This window comes from Flavobacterium sp. PL002, from assembly GCF_054165825.1.
On record NZ_CM135110.1, the window covers coordinates 1,691,431 to 1,711,433 of the forward strand.

General features: G+C 32.4%; 17 protein-coding genes and 2 tRNA genes. 11 read left to right on the forward strand and 8 right to left on the reverse strand.

What is annotated here, in order from left to right; genetic code table 11:
* Nucleotides 1–155 precede the first annotated feature (155 nt).
* The 9 genes from ACVEGE_RS07335 (at nt 156) to ACVEGE_RS07375 (ending at nt 10,541) form a co-directional block, all read left to right on the forward strand.
* On the forward strand, nt 156–1,622 hold the full coding sequence (locus ACVEGE_RS07335) for a lipopolysaccharide biosynthesis protein (protein ID WP_192501096.1): 1,467 nt from the start codon (nt 156–158) through the stop codon (nt 1,620–1,622).
* Nucleotides 1,623–1,772: 150 nt separating this feature from the next.
* Nucleotides 1,773–2,207, forward strand: a complete 435-nt coding sequence (gene dut, locus ACVEGE_RS07340; RefSeq protein WP_192501097.1) for a dUTP diphosphatase — start codon at nt 1,773–1,775, stop codon at nt 2,205–2,207.
* Between the two features lie 107 nt (nt 2,208–2,314).
* The gene (locus ACVEGE_RS07345; RefSeq protein ID WP_192501098.1) at nt 2,315–3,331 is read left to right on the forward strand and encodes a sugar phosphate nucleotidyltransferase; all 1,017 of its coding nucleotides are present in this window, start codon (nt 2,315–2,317) and stop codon (nt 3,329–3,331) included.
* A 65-nt stretch (nt 3,332–3,396) separates the two neighbouring features.
* The gene (locus ACVEGE_RS07350) at nt 3,397–4,743 is read left to right on the forward strand and encodes a tetratricopeptide repeat protein (protein ID WP_173855334.1); all 1,347 of its coding nucleotides are present in this window, start codon (nt 3,397–3,399) and stop codon (nt 4,741–4,743) included.
* A gap of 3 nt (nt 4,744–4,746) precedes the next feature.
* Nucleotides 4,747–5,517, forward strand: coding sequence for a DUF4292 domain-containing protein (locus ACVEGE_RS07355; protein WP_173855333.1), 771 nt, complete (start codon nt 4,747–4,749; stop codon nt 5,515–5,517).
* A 23-nt stretch (nt 5,518–5,540) separates the two neighbouring features.
* Nucleotides 5,541–6,830 carry a murein hydrolase activator EnvC family protein gene (locus ACVEGE_RS07360; RefSeq protein ID WP_192501099.1) on the forward strand — a complete coding sequence of 430 codons (1,290 nt, stop codon included), beginning with the start codon at nt 5,541–5,543 and terminating at the stop codon, nt 6,828–6,830.
* A 325-nt stretch (nt 6,831–7,155) separates the two neighbouring features.
* Nucleotides 7,156–7,530 carry a hypothetical protein gene (locus ACVEGE_RS07365; protein WP_458008633.1) on the forward strand — a complete coding sequence of 125 codons (375 nt, stop codon included), beginning with the start codon at nt 7,156–7,158 and terminating at the stop codon, nt 7,528–7,530.
* 384 nt (nt 7,531–7,914) lie between these two features.
* The gene (locus ACVEGE_RS07370; RefSeq protein WP_192501100.1) at nt 7,915–9,972 is read left to right on the forward strand and encodes an ATP-binding protein; all 2,058 of its coding nucleotides are present in this window, start codon (nt 7,915–7,917) and stop codon (nt 9,970–9,972) included.
* A gap of 158 nt (nt 9,973–10,130) precedes the next feature.
* Nucleotides 10,131–10,541 (forward strand): DUF2452 domain-containing protein, encoded by a 411-nt coding sequence (locus tag ACVEGE_RS07375; RefSeq protein ID WP_192501101.1) that lies wholly within the window; start codon nt 10,131–10,133, stop codon nt 10,539–10,541.
* An 84-nt stretch (nt 10,542–10,625) separates the two neighbouring features.
* On the opposite strand, the gene ACVEGE_RS07380 is transcribed toward ACVEGE_RS07375, so the two are convergent.
* From ACVEGE_RS07380 to rseP, 8 genes are all read right to left on the reverse strand, one after another.
* The gene (locus ACVEGE_RS07380) at nt 10,626–10,790 is read right to left on the reverse strand and encodes a hypothetical protein (RefSeq protein ID WP_192501102.1); all 165 of its coding nucleotides are present in this window, start codon (nt 10,788–10,790) and stop codon (nt 10,626–10,628) included.
* Nucleotides 10,791–11,020: 230 nt separating this feature from the next.
* Nucleotides 11,021–12,100, reverse strand: a complete 1,080-nt coding sequence (locus tag ACVEGE_RS07385; protein WP_192501103.1) for an HpaII family restriction endonuclease — start codon at nt 12,098–12,100, stop codon at nt 11,021–11,023.
* Between the two features lie 17 nt (nt 12,101–12,117).
* Nucleotides 12,118–12,987: a BsaWI family type II restriction enzyme gene (locus tag ACVEGE_RS07390; protein WP_192501104.1), complete on the reverse strand. Its 870-nt coding sequence runs from the start codon at nt 12,985–12,987 to the stop codon at nt 12,118–12,120.
* Nucleotides 12,977–14,236: a DNA cytosine methyltransferase gene (locus ACVEGE_RS07395; RefSeq protein WP_225738130.1), complete on the reverse strand. Its 1,260-nt coding sequence runs from the start codon at nt 14,234–14,236 to the stop codon at nt 12,977–12,979. The genes ACVEGE_RS07390 and ACVEGE_RS07395 overlap by 11 nt, the downstream gene beginning before the upstream one ends.
* A gap of 2 nt (nt 14,237–14,238) precedes the next feature.
* Nucleotides 14,239–14,460, reverse strand: a complete 222-nt coding sequence (locus tag ACVEGE_RS07400) for a helix-turn-helix domain-containing protein (protein WP_192501106.1) — start codon at nt 14,458–14,460, stop codon at nt 14,239–14,241.
* Between the two features lie 363 nt (nt 14,461–14,823).
* Nucleotides 14,824–14,897 (reverse strand) — tRNA-Asn (locus tag ACVEGE_RS07405).
* A 399-nt stretch (nt 14,898–15,296) separates the two neighbouring features.
* A tRNA-Asn gene (locus tag ACVEGE_RS07410) sits at nt 15,297–15,370 on the reverse strand.
* Nucleotides 15,371–15,505: 135 nt separating this feature from the next.
* Nucleotides 15,506–16,849, reverse strand: coding sequence for an RIP metalloprotease RseP (gene rseP / locus ACVEGE_RS07415; RefSeq protein ID WP_192501107.1), 1,344 nt, complete (start codon nt 16,847–16,849; stop codon nt 15,506–15,508).
* 264 nt (nt 16,850–17,113) lie between these two features.
* On the opposite strand from rseP, the gene ACVEGE_RS07420 reads away from it, so the two are divergent.
* Together ACVEGE_RS07420 and ACVEGE_RS07425 are read left to right on the forward strand one after the other, a co-directional pair.
* Nucleotides 17,114–18,181, forward strand: coding sequence for an NADH:flavin oxidoreductase/NADH oxidase (locus ACVEGE_RS07420; protein WP_192501108.1), 1,068 nt, complete (start codon nt 17,114–17,116; stop codon nt 18,179–18,181).
* 689 nt (nt 18,182–18,870) lie between these two features.
* Nucleotides 18,871–19,914 carry a Gfo/Idh/MocA family oxidoreductase gene (locus tag ACVEGE_RS07425; protein WP_192501109.1) on the forward strand — a complete coding sequence of 348 codons (1,044 nt, stop codon included), beginning with the start codon at nt 18,871–18,873 and terminating at the stop codon, nt 19,912–19,914.
* Nucleotides 19,915–20,003: the final 89 nt, after the last annotated feature.

A 20,003-nucleotide genomic window follows, 5' to 3' on the forward strand; every position in this document is an offset into this window, starting at 1 on the left:
TAAACCAAATCAATCCATGTTGGTCTCTTAAATTAAAAGGAAAACCTTTTTTTATAGAATCATTAACATAAATGAAAAAGAATGATTAACGATCGTTCCGTGTTTAAACCAAAGATTTAGTTATTTTTGTTCTCTAAAAATAAATAAGACAACCATTGGGATTATATAAAAATCTTTTTAAGCAAACTGCTATCTATGGGCTGGCAACAGTTTTACCCAGAATGTTCAGTTTTTTGCTTGTGCCGCTGTATACTAATTTATTACCAAAAGCAGAATATGGAAAAGTTTCCATAATCTTCGCTTACATGATATTCTTCAATGTGATCTTAGCATACGGGATGGAAACTGCTTTTTTTAGATTTTATAATAAAGAAAAAAATAAAGATGTTGTCATAGAAACTACCATGGTTTCTATCTTTTGGACTACTATAACATTTTTGTGCGTTGCATTACTGTACCGTTCAGCGCTGGCTGATTGGTCAGGAATAGATGCTCAATATATTGGTTACACAATTTGGATATTGGCATTAGATGCCTTAGTAATCATTCCGTTTTCAAAATTAAGAGCGACCCAAAAACCAATGGTTTATGCGGCAATCAAAATTGGGAATGTTTTTGTAAATTTAATACTGAGTGTGTTATTTTTACTCTATTTACCCAAGATTGTTCACAATAACCCTGATGGATTTTTAAGTTCGATATATATTGAAAATTTCCAAATAGGATATATTTTTCTAGCTAATATTATTGCAAGTCTGTTGACTTTTTTAGTATTGTCACCCAATTATTTTTTACTTAAATGGAAATTCGATTTTGTGCTTTGGAAACAAATGATGCGCTATGGATTACCTATTTTAGTGGCTGGAATTGCATTTGCAATCAACGAACAATTTGATAAAATATTATTAGCTAAATTATTACCCGCTAACATAGCTGACTCTGAAGTAGGGGTATATTCGGCCTGTTATAAACTAGGGTTGTTTATGGTTTTGTATAGAACGGCCTATACTTTAGGTATTGAACCCTTTTTCTTTAGTCATGCTTCTGATAAAAACGCACCACAAACGTATGCCATGGTAACAAAATATTTTGTCATCTTTGGTTCGTTTATATTGTTATCGGTAATTGTTTTTGCTGATTTGTTCAAACTACTAATGATTCAAGATTCTTCGTATTGGGTGGCTATGAAAGTGGTACCTTTAATAATCTTAGCTAATTTCTTCTTAGGCATTTACACAAACCTTTCTGTTTGGTATAAATTAATTGACAAAACACATATAGGCGCCTACATTTCTATAGTAGGTGCGCTAATCACCTTAGTGCTTAATTACCTCTTAATCCCCAGTATGAGCTACTACGGTTCAGCAATTGCAACCATTGCAGCTTATGGGAGTATGATGGTAATCTCCTATTATTTAGGTAATAAATACTATCCAATACCCTATGATTTAAAAAAGATTGGAGGTTATCTATTTGTTTCAATTTTGTTTTCAGCAATATCCTTTTATGGATACAGAGAGAATTATTATGTTGGAATTGGGTTGTTAATAAGCTTCCTTTATTTTATTTATCACAACGAAAAAGCAACATTACTAAAAATAATTAATAAAAAACCTTCCTAATAGCGCTGTAGTTTTTAGGAGCTATTTCCTGCTGTACGCTATATCTTTTCTTTCCTAAAAAGTCAAGAAAAGGATGCCGCTTCCATCAGGGCTAAAATAAAAATACAAAACGGGCACACAGAAAACCGTCCCTTTAATAAAAAAAATATAATGAAAATAAACATCATCAATAAATCGCAACATGCCTTACCAAACTATGAAACCATAGCATCGGCAGGAATGGATTTAAGAGCTAATTTATTAGAGTCAATCACATTAAAACCATTAGAAAGAACTGCTGTAAAAACGGGACTTTTTATCGAACTACCTATTGGCTACGAAGCACAAGTAAGACCACGAAGCGGTTTAGCATTCAAAAACGGAATTACAGTTTTGAACAGTCCTGGCACGATTGATGCTGATTACCGAGGAGAAATTGGCGTGATTTTAGTAAATTTATCCAATCAAGATTTTGTAATCAACAACGGCGAGAGAATCGCACAGCTAATTATTGCAAAACACGACCGCGCTGAGTGGATTGAAGTACAAGAATTATCAGAAACTTCAAGAGGAGAAGGCGGTTTTGGTAGCACAGGAGTAAAGTAATCCCCTAACCCCCGAAGGGGGAAGTAAAACGTATATAAAATAAATATTAACATAAAGCCTATTGACCCCTAATAGGAGTTCCTCCTTTGGGGGCTAGGGGGATAAATATGAAAATAATAGTTCCTATGGCTGGACGTGGTTCGCGTTTACGTCCACATACATTAACAGTTCCTAAACCTTTAATTCCGGTTGCAGGTCAACCTATAGTACACCGTTTAGTTCAAGATATTGCCAAAATATTAAAAGAACCTATTGAAGAAATTGCTTTTATCCTTGGTGATGAAGCATTTTTTGGTGACGATGTAGTAAAAAGTTTAGAAAATCTTGCTGAAGGATTAGGTGCCAAAGCATCAATCTACCGCCAAGACTTACCATTAGGAACTGGTCACGCGATTATGTGTGCTAAAGAATCTTTGTCTGGGCCGGCAGTAATTGCGTACGCAGATACTTTAATTAGAGCTGATTTTGATCTTGACCCTACTGCTGATGCTGTTATCTGGGTAAAACAAGTTGATGAGCCAGAAGCTTACGGTGTGGTTAAAATGAATGCCAATAATGAAATAACAGAATTAGTTGAAAAACCAGCGGAGTTTGTTAGTGATTTAGCGGTTATTGGGATTTACTATTTTAAAGAAGTGGCTGATTTAAAAAAAGAATTACAAAACGTATTGGATAATAATATTCAAAACGGAGGCGAATACCAAATCAATGATGGTATCAAAGCCATGATGAGCAACGGTAAAGTTTTTAAAACAGGTAGCGTAGACGAATGGATGGATTGCGGAAATAAAAACGTAACGGTAGAAACTAATTCTAGAATGTTAGGATTTTTAGATAAAGATCAAGTAAATTTAGTTGCTACAAACGTACGATTAGATAACGCAACAATTATTCCACCTTGTTATATTGGTGATGATGTTATATTAACTAATGCTACCGTAGGGCCTAATGTATCACTTGGTAAAGGATGTCACGTGACTAACAGTACGATTGTGAATAGTTTAGTGCAAACACATTCGCATATTAGTAATGCTAAACTAGACAATGCCATGATAGGAAACCATGTTAGCTATGATGGTGATTTCACGAGTATTAGTATTGGAGATTATTCGGTTTTAGAATAAACAATACCTACACTACAATGCGTAAATTGGCACGCATTGTAGTGTAGGTGTTTTATAAAATAAATATGAAAAATAGAACACTCTTATTGCTGTTTCTTGTTTTGCTAAGCAATTCTAATTTGCTATTGGCACAAATACAACCAGAAGATATCAAACAAGATGTAGATAAATTTCAAGATTATTTTTATGAATCATTAAAACAAAAAGGAATCGAAAATTATGATAAAGCAATCGTTTCCCTAGAGCAATGTTTAAAAATAGAACCCCAGAATGCAACTGTTTTTTTTGAATTAGGAAAAAATTATTTAGCGCTTAAAGAATATAAAAATGCCTATAGCTCGTTTGAACAAGCTACTAAAATTGACGCAACAAACAAATGGTTTTGGGTAGGAATGTATGATGTTGATTATGCAACTAAAAATTATTCTAATGCCATTTTTACGATTAACAAACTAATCACTTTTGATCCAAAATTTAAAGAAGACCTTACGTCACTTTACATGAATACCGCCCAGTTTGATAAAGCGTTAGATTTAATCAACGAACTTAATGAAACTACAGGAGCTACGGATAGAAGGGATTTGTATAAAATTCAAATTTTATCGCAGCCCAAATATCAAGGTGCTGAGATTAGTAATCTAGAAGCGCTAATTGCAAAGAACCCAAAAGAAGAGGGAAACTATATTTCGTTAATCTACCTTTATTCTAAGAATAATAATCTGGAAAAAGTTACCCAAACAGTTAATAAACTTGAAAGTGAGATTCCAAGTTCAGAGTGGGCGCATGTTAGCTTATTCAAGAACTATTTAGAAAATAATGAAGGTCAAAAAGCGGTTCAATCCATGAATATTGTTTTGGCGAGTACGCAAATAGATTCTAAAATTAAGCACCGTATTTTAAATGAGTTCTTACTTTATGTAAATAAAAATCCGCAGTACAGTGCTGATTTAGACAAAGCAATTAATTATTTTGATACAGATCCAGATGTTAATGTGGCTCTGGAAATTGGAAAATTTTACCACAATAAAAAACAATGGGATAAAGCGATTGTACTTTATGAAAAAGCCATTAAAAAAAGTAAAACAGTAGATCTCGAAACAAATTTACTTTTGCTTCAAGCATATACTGAGGTTAAAAAATTTGATGTAGTGGCTAAGCTTGCTGATGAAATGATATCCGTTTTTCCTGCTCAACCACAGTTTTATTACTTTGAAGGATTGGCGTACAACCAGCTTACACAATTTAAAAAAGCTAAGGACGTTCTAGAATCAGGACAAGATTACTTAGTAGAAGATGTGCCTTTAGAAATAAATTTTAATATTCAGTTAGGCGAAGCTTACAACGGATTGGGCGATATGAAAAAGAAAGAATTTTATTTTTCTAAAGCCAACCAATTATTAAAAAATAATTAAATTATGAAAAAAATAGCCGCTTTAATAGTCCTCGTTTTAATGGTTGCATGTAAGGCAAAGTCAGTTGTTACTGATGCCACTGAACCGGCAACATTCCTAAAAGCAAAAACAATAATTGACAAACATTATAGTAATAAAATAGACTATACTACTTTATACATTAAATCGAGCGTGCGCTATGCTGATGAAAAACAAACGCAAAATGTAACTGCTGAAATCAGAATTAAAAAAGACGAGCAAATTTTAGTTAGCATTCGTTTTTTAGGAATCACTATGGCCAAAGCTTCTATAACACCTACATCTGTTAGTTATTACGAGAAAATTAAAGGCACTTATTTTGAAGGTGATTTTAGTTCATTAAGTAAATGGTTAGGAACAGATCTTGATTATGGCAAAGTACAAAACATGCTAACTGGCGAAGCATTAGACGATTTGTCTAAAGGGAAATACATTGAATCACTTGTGGAACAATTATACCGTTTAGATGATGCCGAAAAAGGTAATACGAAGAAAACTTTTTATATTGACGCAACTGATTTCAAAGTAAAAAAACAAGAGATCACGCAAACAAAAGAATCTAGAATGATTCAAATTGCTTATGCTGATAATAAGATTTTTAACGAATATGCAATGCCTACAAATGTGGTGATTAACAGTTATCAAAAGGAAGGAAAGGCTGAAATTAGTCTGGATTACAATACTATTTCCTTTAATGAAGAACTTTCTTTTCCATATAGCGTTCCAAATGGTTATAATAGAGTTATAATTAAGTAAATTTGCCAAAATATTTTTTTAAGATGCCAAAATTTTTCCTTAGCCTAATTTGTATATGCATGACTTCGGTTTTGTGGAGTCAATCTACCCAACAAGAAAAGTTGGAACAAAGAAAGGCACAAATTCAAAAAGAGATTCGTGATAACGAAGCGTTATTAAAGTCGGTTAAGTCGAAGGAAAAGTCGGCGATGAATGTTTTTATGATTCAAAAAAATAAAATCCGACTTAAAGAAAACTTAATCAGTACTACCGAAAAGCAAACTAAATTGTTAGCTAACGACATGTATTTGAATCAATTGAAAATAAACAAACTAAATAAAGAACTTGTTGTTTTAAAACAGGATTATGCAAAGATGATTGTGAAATCTTATAAAAGCAGGTCAGAGCAAAGTCGTGCTATGTTTATTTTATCGTCAGAAACTTTTTTACAAGCCTATAAAAGAGCACAATATTTAAAACAATACACTAATTTTAGAAAGGCGCAAGGTGAAGAAATAAATTCAAAATCTACGGATTTAGTGGTTACCAATAAAAAGCTAAACGGCCAGAAAGTAGTTAAACAAAAACTACTAGCTGAGAATGTAAAAGAGCGTGTTGTATTAGAAAAAGAAAAGGTAGAACAAGAAAAATTGGTTAACGAAATCAAGAAAGATAAAAACAGAATCGTTTCTGATATTCGAAAAAAGCAAAGAGAATCTAAAACAATAGACAAGCAAATTGATCGCTTAATTAGAGAAGCCATTGCTGAAGCCAATAGAAAAGCAGCATTAGAGAAAGCAAAAGCAAAAGCACTTGCCGAGAAATCAAATGCAACACCTAAAGAAGTTGCTGCTACAGTAGCCAAAGAACCCGTATCATCATCTAGAATTGAATTAACGCCAGAGTCCAAACTCATTGCTGATAATTTTAGAGCTAACCGTGGTCACTTGCCTTGGCCTGTTGAAAAAGGTTTTATATCATTAGGTTATGGAGATCAAGCACATCCTATTTACAATACGCTTGTAATTCACAATAGTGGTGTCGAAATCACAACAAATGATGGCGCAAGTGCACTTGCAGTTTTTGGAGGTGAGGTAGCTAGTGTTATGGTTCTTTCACCGGTGAACAAAGCGGTGATGATACAACATGGAGATTACTTTACAATTTATCAAAATTTGAGCTCCGTATCCGTAAGTAAAGGTGATAAAGTGAGCATAAAGCAAACAATAGGACGTGTTAGAACGAATGGAGACACGAGTAAAACAGTAATTAAATTTCTATTACTTCAAAATACTACATATACAGATCCTAAAGGATGGTTGTCTCCTAAGTAATCTTTTATAATATGTAAAAGCCTCGTTTTATAGCTTTAAAACGAGGCTTTTTTTTTGCTGTAGCAAATGGAATTAGTCGTATTTAATACATAAAATTACTACAATATAGTACAAGCTGTTTTTGTCACAACTTACGCCGTCCTAATGCAATAACAGATTATAAATTTACTCTTATTGGCTATTAAGTAATAGGCAGAGATTTTGATAAATCGAAAGAGAATTCAATAACCTAATCAAGCAACAAATGAAAATTAAAGGATGTTTAACATTTATCTTCGGAATATTTGCTATTATTTTGCTGATTTTTGGTTGGTTTTATTATGGAATGATTACAAGTAGAGAACGGAGTACTGAAGATGATGAAAATTGTAAAAATATGAAATTTGTTACTGATAATCCTTTGATCAGAATTGACGACTTTTATGAAAAACATAATGCCGAATTACGAATAATTCTTGTCGATAAAAATGATACGATAGAAAATAGGATAATCAAAAATGAAGGATATGATAACATAATGTTCAATATACCATTTGATAAATTTAAAATAACAAATCAAATTCTTATTTACTCAAAAAATTCAATTCTTTTGGTTTACAAAATGGAATATTATAATGATGGTAAATGGGGAGCAATGGGTTATAATGGAAATGGTGATTGTGAATTTAGTTATAGTACAAAGTTGTTAAAGAAAAATTAATTTAAAAAAAAACCATCTCCCAACATCCGTTATAACTAATGACAAAATCTGTTATAAAATCACGTTCCGCAATAACTTTAGCAGTAGCCGAAAAATATCGGTCACGAACTTTGCCACTGGTTATAGCGTCATGACGTTATATAAAAGTATTGGTAAACGTTACCTAAAGCTGTTTTTTACTTTATAAGTGGCAGCACTAATATGCTCCATTTTATAGTCCAAATACTTTTTTTATCGTTAAAGTGAAGGTTTTATGTTGTAAAACTATTAAATATTGTTTTTTTTAATATATTAATTAGGATAACTATTTAATATTTAAGGTTATATTCGCATTATAATTATTTTATTGTTGGAATGCTATTTCCTACGTAGTAAAAAAAGTGAATGAAAAGAACATTATGGATTATTCTGCTTCTCGTGATACCCCACTTTGCGATTGGTCAGTATATAAAAGCTAAAACCTACAGCGAAGTTACTATTGATGAAGAATTTATAAAGGATACCTTAACGATAGATGCCTATTTGACTAAAGCGGTTCAATATTCTTTTTCTAAAGATAAATTCGCGCAATTGTTTTTTAAAAAAGCAATTGAAAAAGCTACTATCTTAGCATCTCAGGAACAAATTGCAAAAGTTTTTTTAGTAAAAGGAATCTATTATTGGAAGAATTATGAATATTTTGAAGCAATAAAAACCTTTAATAAAGCGCTTATTTTTTATGAGAATTCTAAAGACAGTAAGAACTTAAGCAAACTAAATTATTACCTAGCCGAATCGTATTATTATGTTTACTCAGAAGACATTGCTTTTAAATACTTTTTAAGAGCATTAAATTCATATAAAAAGGACAATAACGATATTGGGGTAGCCTTTTGTTACAACGGTATTGGAACGATCTATGGTAACAAAAATGATAAAGTTGCCTTGGGCTATTTGAATAAAGCCCTGGCGATATTTTTAAAATATAAAAATTATAAAGGGATCTCCTCTTCATACATTAATATAGCAAATGTAACCGCAGACAATAATGAAATTGAAAAAGGAATCGAACTCTACAATAAATCGATTGCTAGTTTAAAATACAAACAAGATGAATACAATCTAGCAATTAATTACAATAACCTAGGCGATTGCTACATTCATTTAAAAGACTACAATAGAGCCCTTTTATTTTTCGAAAAATCCTTAGCTATTTCTGAAAAAATGGATGTAAAAATCCTGCATGCATTAATCTACCTCAATATAGCTGAAGCCAAATTCAAACAAGGGTTTTATAATGAAGCAATTACATTTTCTAATAAAAGCATCAACTATGCTAAAATTCATGGAGACATGGAGATTCAGGCACTAAATGTGCTCGCGCTCTCAAATATTTATGAAAAAACGGGTAAGCATGCTAAAGCCTTGCAATTAAAAAATGAGTATATCGTAATCAATGAGCGCTCTTTTAGGAATATAGATCAAAAAAAAATTCAGTTATTTCAGAGTTTAAACGAACTAGAGAACTCACAGTTTGAAATAAATAAGCTAAAGCTAAAAAACGAAAGCGTTTACTCAAAATTGCAAACTAGGAGGAACATAACCTACCTTTTAATATTTATTACGCTAGTACTAATTTCCTTAATTATATTCTTGTTTTACCAACAAAAAGAAAAGAATAAAATATACGCTTTACTTAAAACAAAGTCGGACCAAATTAATACTTTAAAGGATGATGTTCAAGTACAAAATGATTATTTGTGCGACCTAAATAATACTAAAAATAAACTCTTTAAGATTATTGCACATGATTTAAAAAACCCGTTGAGTTCTATTGAAGCCTTTACTGATATGATGCTTCAAAATGATGATGAATATGATGAGGAAGAGCACGTTATTTTTTTGAATGTTATAAAAGAATCTGCTACTAAAGCATCCGAAATTCTAAATGATGTATTGGTCTGGGCAATTGATCAGGAAAAACCACTAAAAAACAAAAAGCTTTCACTCTATAAATTAATCAATGAGGAATTAAAATTATTAGAAATCCAGGCATTACAAAAAGAGATTTCAATAGAGAATCAAGTTGGCAGTGATTTGAATGTTGTTACTGATAAAAACAAGGTAGCAACAATCATTAGGAATTTAATTTCTAATGCCATTAAATTTTCGTTCGTTAAAGGAGGTATTATGATTCAAGCAGAGGTAGTGGGGAAATTTGTAAAAATTACAGTAAATGATAACGGAATAGGAATCGCTACTGCCGACTTACATAATCTTTTTATAGTTGATTATAAAAAGTCAAAACTAGGAACCAGTCATGAAGAAGGAACCGGATTAGGTTTGGTCCTTTGTAAAGATTTTGTTGAAAAACTAGGTGGTAGAATCACGGTGAGTAGTAAACCAGACCACGGAAGTTCTTTTAGTTTTACCATACCAATCACAAATACAATTCCTGATTAATACCAATTAATGTCGTTTTATAAGATTGCTTTAATCGCTTTTGCTGTGTTTTTTTAGTGCCGCTTTATCAAATTATTAGTTTGATTTATTTTTTTTGTTTAACTTTGTTTTAATTTAGTTAAACAAAAATTCATTTCAATTATTTAAGATAGAATCCCATGCAAGATAAAAAGCCAGATAATGTTGTTTACAGTACTAATGAAGGGTACCATGCTAATGTTTTACCCTATGCTACAAATGTAGGCGCGCCAGCAATACGCATTGACGACGTAGTATCCTGGAAGAGTAGAGGAATCGAAAATGTAAATAAGGAGCTGGGAAATAAATTCAACGAACTCAAACTACAATACCAAAAGTTAATGGAAGAATACGAATGGAACGAATTAGTGTATAGCGCTAAGTTCTCATTTGAGCCCGTAATAGGCGAAATCTATCATTTGTACCGTGATGCTTCAGGCGTTAACTTTCTTTCGTTAATTAGTCCGCTAGAATGGAATAGAGAACATATTGGTACCTTTAAGTTGAACAGCGATAAAAAATGGGTGGTGCTTGATGGGAATAGGATGTAGAGTTGTTTTTAAATAAATTGTCATTCATAAAGAAAAAGACAATCAATACTATATGTTTTGATTGTCTTTTTTTCAAATGTCTCTTCATTCTTCTATGATGCAGATAAATTCTCCAACCACTCTCATAGGAGTGCTATTTTCTTCATTTATTATGATGTCCTTATATGATGAATCAAATGAATTTGGTTTTAAAGCAATAGAAGTATGCTGCCAACCTTCTTCTGAAGTTAATTTTTCACTTGAATACATTATTTAAGATTCAAAATATGAATTGCATAAATTCCCATAGATTAATTTGCGGAAATTTGTGCAATTTGCAGTTAAAGTTAGAAGAGATTAACTTTTTGAGTTTAGAATATTGAATTTAAACTGGTGAATCTACTGTTACAATTCTATTATTTATTTTGAAATTTGAAGATAATTCTTCATCGCTTTATCGTAATTATTTTGGTCAAGCTAGGTAAGTAATGAGGGAGTATTTATTTAATAAATCTAATTTGTAAATTTAGGTTAAAATATAAACAGCCATTTTCCTCATACACACTTCCAAACCCATGTCTAGTAGAACTAGCTGTTTCTAATTTTGTATTGTTTAATAAGTAGTTTTCAAATTCATTTTTATTATAAATATGATAACATAGTATTTCACCATCATTTTTGACAACTAAATATCCTCCTGTAGCATCATATTCCCCTGACCATACTTTTGAAGGCATCATTCCTAAAGCAATATCTGTAAGGAGTCGTTTTGTCTTGTAGGTGTAAAATTGATGTTTATTTGAAATGTCAAAATTCAAAGGATTTTTCATTTCAACCTTTGAAACTAAGTCTATAACTTTAGAAGAATTACTGGTGTAGAAATCGAAGACTATTTCTCCTAATATTTCAGGAAGTAAGCTGTCAATTAAAATTAAATTGTTTGAAAAAGTTTTTTGTTCAGTTCCAGTGAATTGAAAACTCCCTCCTTTGGAAATAATAGTTTCAATTCGATCTTTTATTTTACTTTTTGTATCAATTTCATTAATTGACTTAATGCCCAATTGGTCAATATTTAAATTGTTTATTTTATAAATAAAATTTGTTGTTTTTCCCGCATTAAGAAGTGTTGATGGATTTCCTAACTGTGATTTAATACTAAATCCTAATGTAGGCTGTTGATTTGTTCTTTGATCGTGAACAACAATTGTAATATCAGTTTTAGTATCAGAATTCGCTTTTAAAGAGATACAGTTTATAGAAAGCATAAAATGTTCGATTTCAGGAATCGAAAAAGTTGTTTTTTTATTCTGTTTTATAAAATTTAAAAGAGATAAAGATTTGTCTTTAAATTCTTGAACGGGTATTTTTAAGACTTCCTCATTTCCTGAAATCAAAATGATATTGTCATGAACTGAATATTCATAACTACCATTATTTCCAGAACGTAATATTTTAATTATTGGATAAAAGACGTTTGTGATTTTAGTGATATTTTCATTTCCAGGTTGAAGTATTTTATCTCCTAGAAGTTTAAATAATGTATATATCTCACTCCATTCACCTTTATTTCCTGTAATCATAGTTTTAATTTAGCGAGTTATATACCTGCGATATCATTTGCCCAATTCAATAAATCTTTTTCCAAATCCATAAAATCTTTAATAACTTGTGATCTACCTACTTCTGCGTTATTACGCAATACGTATACTCTATCCATTGTGGACTCTAGTACATCACGTGATTTTTTAGCAGAATTGTCATCTTTTCTATTTCCAATTTCACTATTGCCATTTTGTCCTTTATCAGGCGTAACAAAAACATGTTTGCCAATTCCTTCAAGTCTAGAATGCATTGACCAAAATATTGATTGGTAAACTCTTTCTCTTAAACTTGTTTTACAACTGATTATGCAAAATTGTTGTAGGTTTTCATTTAAACGTAGAGTTACAATTACGTCATTATCTCCCCAAATTTCTTTTTTTGGAAGACCACGAAGCTTCATACCAATTTTTAAGTTTGAAATTATAGTTTCATTTTCAAGTTCAGTAAGTGTGTCAGCTTTATTATTATCACAAAGTAGACGAGTAGGATTACTATTGTTATTAGACCTGAAAGCTTTAATTGAAAGTGAGTTATGTTTAAAATTGAAAACTTTGTTAATGGAATGAAGTACAAATAATTCAAGTATGTCACTTTCATTATTTGCAGAAATATTAAAAATTATCTCAATTTCTGAAATATTATTGAAATACTCATTCCATCTTTGTAAGTCGTATTCTGTCAATATTTGATAGGCCGAAATTAGTGTTGCATGTAAATACTTTTTCCAGTAGGCTTGATTGTCAAACAGTAAGTTTCTAGTTTGTTGAGTCTGACCGATGATATTAATGAATTCATTAATATTAATATCAACATTTTTACAAGACTCAATTACTTCCTCTTTAAAACCTAGTATATTATTTAGCATTTTTAACGGCTTTAAGAATTTGTTCTGCTGTTGCTTGGATAGCGGGCACTGCTACTGAATTACCAAATTGTTTATATGCTGAAGCATCAGCAACAGGGATAACAAAATTATCTGGAAACCCTTGCAATCTAGCCCATTCTCTTGGAGTCATCTTGCGAATACCTTCTCTATTAACTGTTCCTTTTATGTGAGTGGTTGGTGTGTAATCAACAATCCGATGGTCTATAACTAAATTTCGTTCACGTCCCATTCCTCCCACTACTATTGCATTTGCTATTCCATCGTCAGGTATAATGGCATATCCAAAACCATTTCCCTTATTTGCATGCCTTTCTTTATGATTAACTAAAGTTTGCATATATTGAGTTGAAAGATAATATTTTGTTGGTGGTACATTCTCTTCCTTTACATCCTCGAAGGTTGGATTTACTTCTAATGGTTTTGGATAAGTGAATTGTGTAATTTCAAGGTCTTTTCGAAACCCAACGATATAAATTCTTTCTCGATTTTGTGGAACTCCAAAGTCTTTCGCATTTACAACTTGTGGTTCAGGCACATAATATCCTAAATCATTTCGTAAAACATTTAAAATAGTTTCTAATGTTTTTCCTTTATCATGACTCCGCAATCCTTTTACATTTTCAAGGAAAATTGCTTTAGGTTTGTGTTTTTTTATAATTTCAGCTACATCAAAAAATAAAGTTCCTCTTGTGTCTTCAAATCCACCTCGTTTACCTGCAATAGAAAATGCTTGACAAGGAAAACCACCGCATAATAGATCAAAACCTTCTGGAATATAATTTTTAGTCGATTCCTTTGTGATGTCTCCAAAAGGAACCTCACCGTAGTTAGCTCTATATGTTTTTTTTGCGTTTTCATCCCATTCAGAAGTGAATATACATTTTCCACCTAAGTTTTGCATAGCCATTCTAAATCCTCCAATTCCAGCAAATAGGTCAATAAATTTAAAGGAATAGTTTGCTGGTGTAGGGAAAGGAACATTTTCTACTTCGAAAAGTAGTTGCTGTAAAGCAAATTCTTCTAGATAATCATTACTACTTTCTTCGCTTTTATATTCAATTATTTCTTTTAAATATTGAGTAGCTTCTTCTTCGAAATGTTTTTTTACGCCATTTCTGTAATTATGTAAATAATGAGTTAAAACAGCTTTTTTATCATTATCGTCTTCTACAAAACGAATTTTAAATTTTTTGTTATCAAATTCTTCAATTGATATTTTCTCTTTCATCTTCATTTCTTAAATCCTTTGTCGTTAAAAAAATTAGCTAAATCTGTATCTAATGCAGTAATTATTTTTTCAATTATTTCAATTGAAACATTTCTTTTTCCTTTTTCAATTTCAGAAATGTAGTTTCTGTCAACATTCGAAATATTAGCTAATTGCTCGATGGAGAAACCTTTTTCTTCGCGCAATTGTTTGACTTTAAGGCCGAATTTTTCTTTAATATCCATAGCTTATAAAATTAGTTCTGTGCCTACAATTGACCCGCCTACAATTGACCGCACATATTTTTAGTTTTCAACAATTTAAAACACAAAAAAACTGCTAATTTTGAGTACAAACGGTTCGTGATTTTATGGATTAAATGATTTGGATAGCCCTGACTGCAATAGCCCGCTGTTTTTCTAGGTCTACAATAGCGTCTGCAAGAAGCTCCTCGCATGCCGTAGAAAAGTAAGGGCTATCAATAAGAATGGAATGAAAGGCAGGAATTAGCTCCTCAAATAAAAATAGATCGGAGTAAATCTAAAACTTGAAATGAAGTAAATAAAAACAAAAAAGACTTTACATTTCTGTAAAGTCTTTTTAAAAAGCTCCCTCTCTTGGGCTCGAACCAAGGACCCTCTGATTAACAGTCAGATGCTCTAACCAACTGAGCTAAGAAGGAAACTGTATGTGTTATTGTAGATGAAATTAGATTTCAATCTAAATCTCTAACTGATTTTGTTATCAGTAATTGAGAGGTGCAAAGATACTATTAAATTTGATATTTGCAAGCGCTGCTATGATGAGTATGCTAAGATTTGCGCGGTAAAAGCAGTGTTTAATAGCTTTTTTAGACTTAAAGTAATGGTTATGAAATAGATATTGCAGCAATAAAAAATTTAACTAACAATAATTTTTTTTGAATTTAATGCAAAAAAAGCTTGACATTGCTGTCAGATTTTTAAAAAGCTCCCTCTCTTGCCCCGCCAGCTATTGGGGCAAGAAAGGATCATATTTTATATATTATTATTTATCAATTAAAAACAAAAAAGCCTGACATTGCTGTCAGGCTTTTAAAAAGCTCCCTCTCTTGGGCTCGAACCAAGGACCCTCTGATTAACAGTCAGATGCTCTAACCAACTGAGCTAAGAAGGAAACTGTATATTTTATAAAGAACGTTTTAATCTTTTTTGATGCTTTATTTTGAAATGTTTTTCAGTTGTAAAGCGGTGCAAAGATAGGTCTAAATTTGATATCTGCAAGTAAAAAATACTATTTTTTTATTTTTTTTTATCGGCCTACAATGGCTTTGTAAATGTCGTTTCCGTTAGCAAATAATAACAATGTTATAAGTAAAACAAAACCAACCATTTGTGCATTCTCTAGGAATTTATCTGATGGTTTTTTACCTGAAATTATTTCATATAATAAAAACATTACATGTCCTCCATCAAGTGCAGGGATAGGTAATAAGTTCATTACTCCAAGCATAATTGATAAAATTGCCGTAATTCTCCAAAAAGTTTCCCAGCTCCAAGTTTCAGGAAAAATATCAAAAATAGCCTTGAAACCACCTACTTGTTTATAGGCACCTGTACTTGGGCTAAAAATCATTTTTAATTGTTTTCCGTAACCTATTAATTGGTCCTTACCTCTTGTGATCCCAAATGGTATTGCTTCTAAGAAACTATATTCAGTGGTACTTACTTTATAATATCCTAGTTTCTCTAGTGATTCTATGCTAAGGCCACCACGATTTACCCCTACAGTTCCTTCTTTCGAAACTTGTAATGTAATATTTTCAATTTTTTGATTACGTAATACTGTTGCAGGAATTGTTTTTCCTTTATTACTTTCTAAAATTACTTTAGCTTGATCAAAATATCTTGTATTTTGCCCATTCAAAGAGGTAATTAAATCTTTTGGTTTTAAATTTGTATTAGGAGATTTATCATCAATAGCACCTATTACAAAAGGAGTGCGAGTAGCAATCAAAGAACTTTTTTCATATTTAGACAACTGATCTACTAAATCAATTGGCATGTTAATTTCTTGTTTGATTCCGTTTCTTTCAATCAGTACTTTTTTAGCCATGATAATTTTCATGGTAATATCATTGTCAAATTTCAAGATTGGTTTTCCATCAGCAGCAAGAATTTTGTCTCCTGTTTTGAAACCCGCTTTAATCATTGCAGGATTTTCAATAAGCATACCGTCTTTAAAATCAGCACTAGCTACATAAGTATCACCATAAGCAAATGCCATCCCAATATATATAATGAACGCCAATACAAAGTTAACCGTTACACCACCTAACATAATAATTAAACGTTGGTAAGCTGGCTTAGATCTAAATTCCCATGGTTGTGGAGGCAAAGCCATTTGCTCCTTGTCCATGCTCTCATCAATCATTCCTGAGATTTTTACATAACCACCCAGAGGCAACCACCCGATACCATATTCCGTTTCACCAATTTTCTTTTTTATAAGGGAATATTTAACGTCAAAAAATAAATAGAATTTTTCGACTCTGGTTTTAAATAACTTAGCAGGAATAAAATGTCCTAATTCGTGAAGTATAATAAGTAATGATAAGCTCAATAAAAATTGAGAAAGCTTGATAAATAGATCCATTTTTAAATTTTAATTCTTTTTATAACTCACAAAAGTAAGGTTTTCTATTTGTTTATTTTGCAATAATTGTTCCATAAGACTTTAAATGTTTGTTAATTAATAGAAAACCAGTTTCAAGTTTCGGCTAGGTCTACTAACTTTACTTTTTGAGCGGTTTTAAAAACAGTAATTTAAATTTTCTTGTTTTGAAAGAGAATCTTGATTCCAATTTTTTATAACACTACAAAATTGCACGATTAAAACTTTATAAAAACACACATTATTATGGCATCACAATTATTCACACCCATCAAAATAAAAGACATTACTTTCAAAAACCGAATTGCTATTGCGCCAATGTGCCAATATTCGGCTACAGATGGTTTTGCAACTAACTGGCACTTGGTTCACTTAGGAAGTCGCGCCATAGGAGGTGCCGCATTAATTATACAAGAAGCAACAGCCGTTGCTCCCGAAGGCCGAATCTCTCCCGGTGATTTAGGAATATGGAGCGACGCACATATAGAAAAATTTAGCGAAATTAACGCATTTATCGAAAGTCAAAATTCGGTTCCTGGAATTCAATTAGCACACGCAGGTCGTAAAGCGAGTGTGTCTACACCCTGGGAAGGCAATAAAAAGTTAGACGCCACTCAAGGTGGATGGGAAACCGTTGCGCCATCTACAATTGGGTACCACGATAACGAGCCAGCTCCCGTTGCTTTAGACAAAAAAGGGATTGAAAAAGTAGTAACCGACTTTAAACTTGCCACCAAAAGAGCAGTTGAAGCGGGGTATAAAGTAATGGAAGTGCACGCCGCACACGGGTATTTATTGCACCAGTTTTTGTCGCCTTTATCAAATGTGAGAACAGATGAATATGGAGGGAATTTTGAAAACCGAATCCGTCTTACGCTTGAGGTTGTTGCTGCAGTACAATCAGAATGGCCAGAAAATCTACCATTGTTTGTGAGAATATCAGCAACTGACTGGGTCGAAGGAGGCTGGAATGCCGAAGAGTCTGTAAAACTTTCTAGAATCTTAAAAGAAAAAGGTGTGGATCTAATGGATGTTTCTTCAGGAGCTTTGGTTTCATACCAAAAAATTCCTGTAGCGCCCAACTACCAAGTACCTTTTGCGGAACAAATTAAAAAAGAAACTGGAATCCTAACAGGAGCAGTAGGTCTAATCACCGAAGCCCACCAAGCCGAAGAAATCGTATCCTCAGGAAAAGCAGATTTGGTGTTATTTGCCAGAGAATCATTAAGAGATCCTAATCTAGCATTGACTTTCGCTCACGATTTAGATGCCGAAATCACATGGCCTAAACAATATGAAAGAGCTAAGAAATAACGCGTTTTACGGTCAGGTTGAGCGGACTCGAAACCATTTTTAAGTAGGACATTAATAGAGTATCTCGATTCCGCTCGATTTGACAAACATAAAGTGCTTTGCTTTTTTAAATTTAGAGTTGGCTAAAATTGTGTAGTCAAGTTGAGCGGAATCGAAACCATTTTTGATTAGGATATTAATAAGGTATCTCGACTCCGCTCGATTTGACAAACGTAGAGTGCTTTGCTTTTAAATTAAGAGTTGGCTCAAATGATGTAGTCAAGTTGAGCGGACTCGAAACCATTTTTAAGTAGGACATTAATAGAGTATCTCGACTCCGCTCGATTTGACAAACGTAGAGTACTTTGCTTTTTAAATTAAGAGTTGGCTCAAATGATGTAGTCAAGTTGAGCGGAATCGAAACCATTTTTGATTAGGATATTAATAAGGTATCTCGACTCCGCTCGATTTGACAAACGTAGAGTGCTTTGCTTTTAAATTAAGAGTTGGCTCAAATGATGTTGTCAGGTTGAGCGGAGTCGAAACCATTTTTGATTAGGAAATTACTAGAGTATCTCGACTCCGCTTGATATGACAAACGTAGAGAGTACTTTGCTTTTTAAATTAAGAGTTGGTTAAAATGATGTTGTCAAGTTGAGCGGACTCGAAACCATTTTATGTTTAATGTCAATTACAATCGAATACAAAACATGAAAAAAATAAAAACAGCCTTACTATCGTACGGAATGTCTGGAAAAGTATTCCATGCGCCATTCCTCAAACTTCACGAAGGATTTGAACTGGTAGGCTCTTGGGAGCGCAGTAAAAAATTAATCCAAAATGATCATCCAGAAGTAACAAGTTTTCCAACCATAGAATCAATTCTAGAAAATGATACTATAGAACTCATAGTCGTAAATACACCCGTAGCAACACATTATCAATATGCCAAAAAAGCATTGCAAGCAGGAAAACACATTATAGTCGAGAAAGCATTTACTACAACCGTAGCAGAGGCCGAAGAATTATCGGCTTTAACCAAAGAAAAAAAACTAAAACTCGCTGTCTTCCAAAACAGAAGATGGGATAGTGACTTTAAGACAGTTCAGAAAATAGTAAATGACGGCATACTTGGAGAATTGGTAGAAGCTGAATTCCATTTTGACCGTTACAATCCTAATTTAAGTTTAAAGCAACACAAAGAAACGGTAAATGAAGGTGCTGGAATCTTGAAAGATTTAGGGCCACATTTAATCGATCAAGCACTTTATTTATTTGGTTACCCCAAAAGTGTTTTTGCGGATATAAGACTGACTCGAGAGCATACACAAGTTGATGATTACATAGATATTTTGCTGTATTATAAAGAATTTAGAGTCCGCTTAAAGGCAGGTTTTTTTGTTCGCGAAGCAAATCCAGCCTACGTTCTTCACGGAAAAAAAGGCTCTTTCTTAAAACCGCGAGGCGATGTGCAAGAAGACGATTTAAAATTAGGTGAAAAACCCAACTTAGATTATTGGGGAACTGAATCACAAACTAATCAAGGAGTTTTACACACTGAGGTGGATGGAAAAGTAATTCGTGAAAAAGTTCCAACACTACAAGGAAACTATTACGACTTTTTTGATGGGGTTTACAATGCGATTAGGAATGACGCTCCAGAGCCAGTAACTGCTCAAGAAGGAACCCCAGTCATGCAAATTATTGAAGCAGCAATCAAGAGCAGTGCACAACAACAAATTATCACGCTATAAAATTAGTTTATTTCACTGTCAGGTTGAGCGGAGTCGAAACCTTTTTTTAAACCCAATGCTAATAAAATAATCTCGACTCCGCTCAATTT

Coding starts and splice junctions, on each gene's coding strand:
- dut (WP_192501097.1), top strand. CDS start 1,773: ATGAAAATAAACATCATCAATAAATCGCAACATGCCTTACCAAACTAT.
- ACVEGE_RS07345 (WP_192501098.1), top strand. CDS start 2,315: ATGAAAATAATAGTTCCTATGGCTGGACGTGGTTCGCGTTTACGTCCA.
- ACVEGE_RS07350 (WP_173855334.1), top strand. CDS start 3,397: ATGAAAAATAGAACACTCTTATTGCTGTTTCTTGTTTTGCTAAGCAAT.
- ACVEGE_RS07355 (WP_173855333.1), top strand. CDS start 4,747: ATGAAAAAAATAGCCGCTTTAATAGTCCTCGTTTTAATGGTTGCATGT.
- ACVEGE_RS07360 (WP_192501099.1), top strand. CDS start 5,541: ATGCCAAAATTTTTCCTTAGCCTAATTTGTATATGCATGACTTCGGTT.
- ACVEGE_RS07365 (WP_458008633.1), top strand. CDS start 7,156: ATGATTACAAGTAGAGAACGGAGTACTGAAGATGATGAAAATTGTAAA.
- ACVEGE_RS07370 (WP_192501100.1), top strand. CDS start 7,915: ATGAAAAGAACATTATGGATTATTCTGCTTCTCGTGATACCCCACTTT.
- ACVEGE_RS07375 (WP_192501101.1), top strand. CDS start 10,131: ATGCAAGATAAAAAGCCAGATAATGTTGTTTACAGTACTAATGAAGGG.
- ACVEGE_RS07380 (WP_192501102.1), bottom strand. CDS start 10,790: ATGTATTCAAGTGAAAAATTAACTTCAGAAGAAGGTTGGCAGCATACT.
- ACVEGE_RS07385 (WP_192501103.1), bottom strand. CDS start 12,100: ATGATTACAGGAAATAAAGGTGAATGGAGTGAGATATATACATTATTT.
- ACVEGE_RS07390 (WP_192501104.1), bottom strand. CDS start 12,987: ATGCTAAATAATATACTAGGTTTTAAAGAGGAAGTAATTGAGTCTTGT.
- ACVEGE_RS07395 (WP_225738130.1), bottom strand. CDS start 14,236: ATGAAAGAGAAAATATCAATTGAAGAATTTGATAACAAAAAATTTAAA.
- ACVEGE_RS07400 (WP_192501106.1), bottom strand. CDS start 14,460: ATGGATATTAAAGAAAAATTCGGCCTTAAAGTCAAACAATTGCGCGAA.
- rseP (WP_192501107.1), bottom strand. CDS start 16,849: ATGGATCTATTTATCAAGCTTTCTCAATTTTTATTGAGCTTATCATTA.
- ACVEGE_RS07420 (WP_192501108.1), top strand. CDS start 17,114: ATGGCATCACAATTATTCACACCCATCAAAATAAAAGACATTACTTTC.
- ACVEGE_RS07425 (WP_192501109.1), top strand. CDS start 18,871: ATGAAAAAAATAAAAACAGCCTTACTATCGTACGGAATGTCTGGAAAA.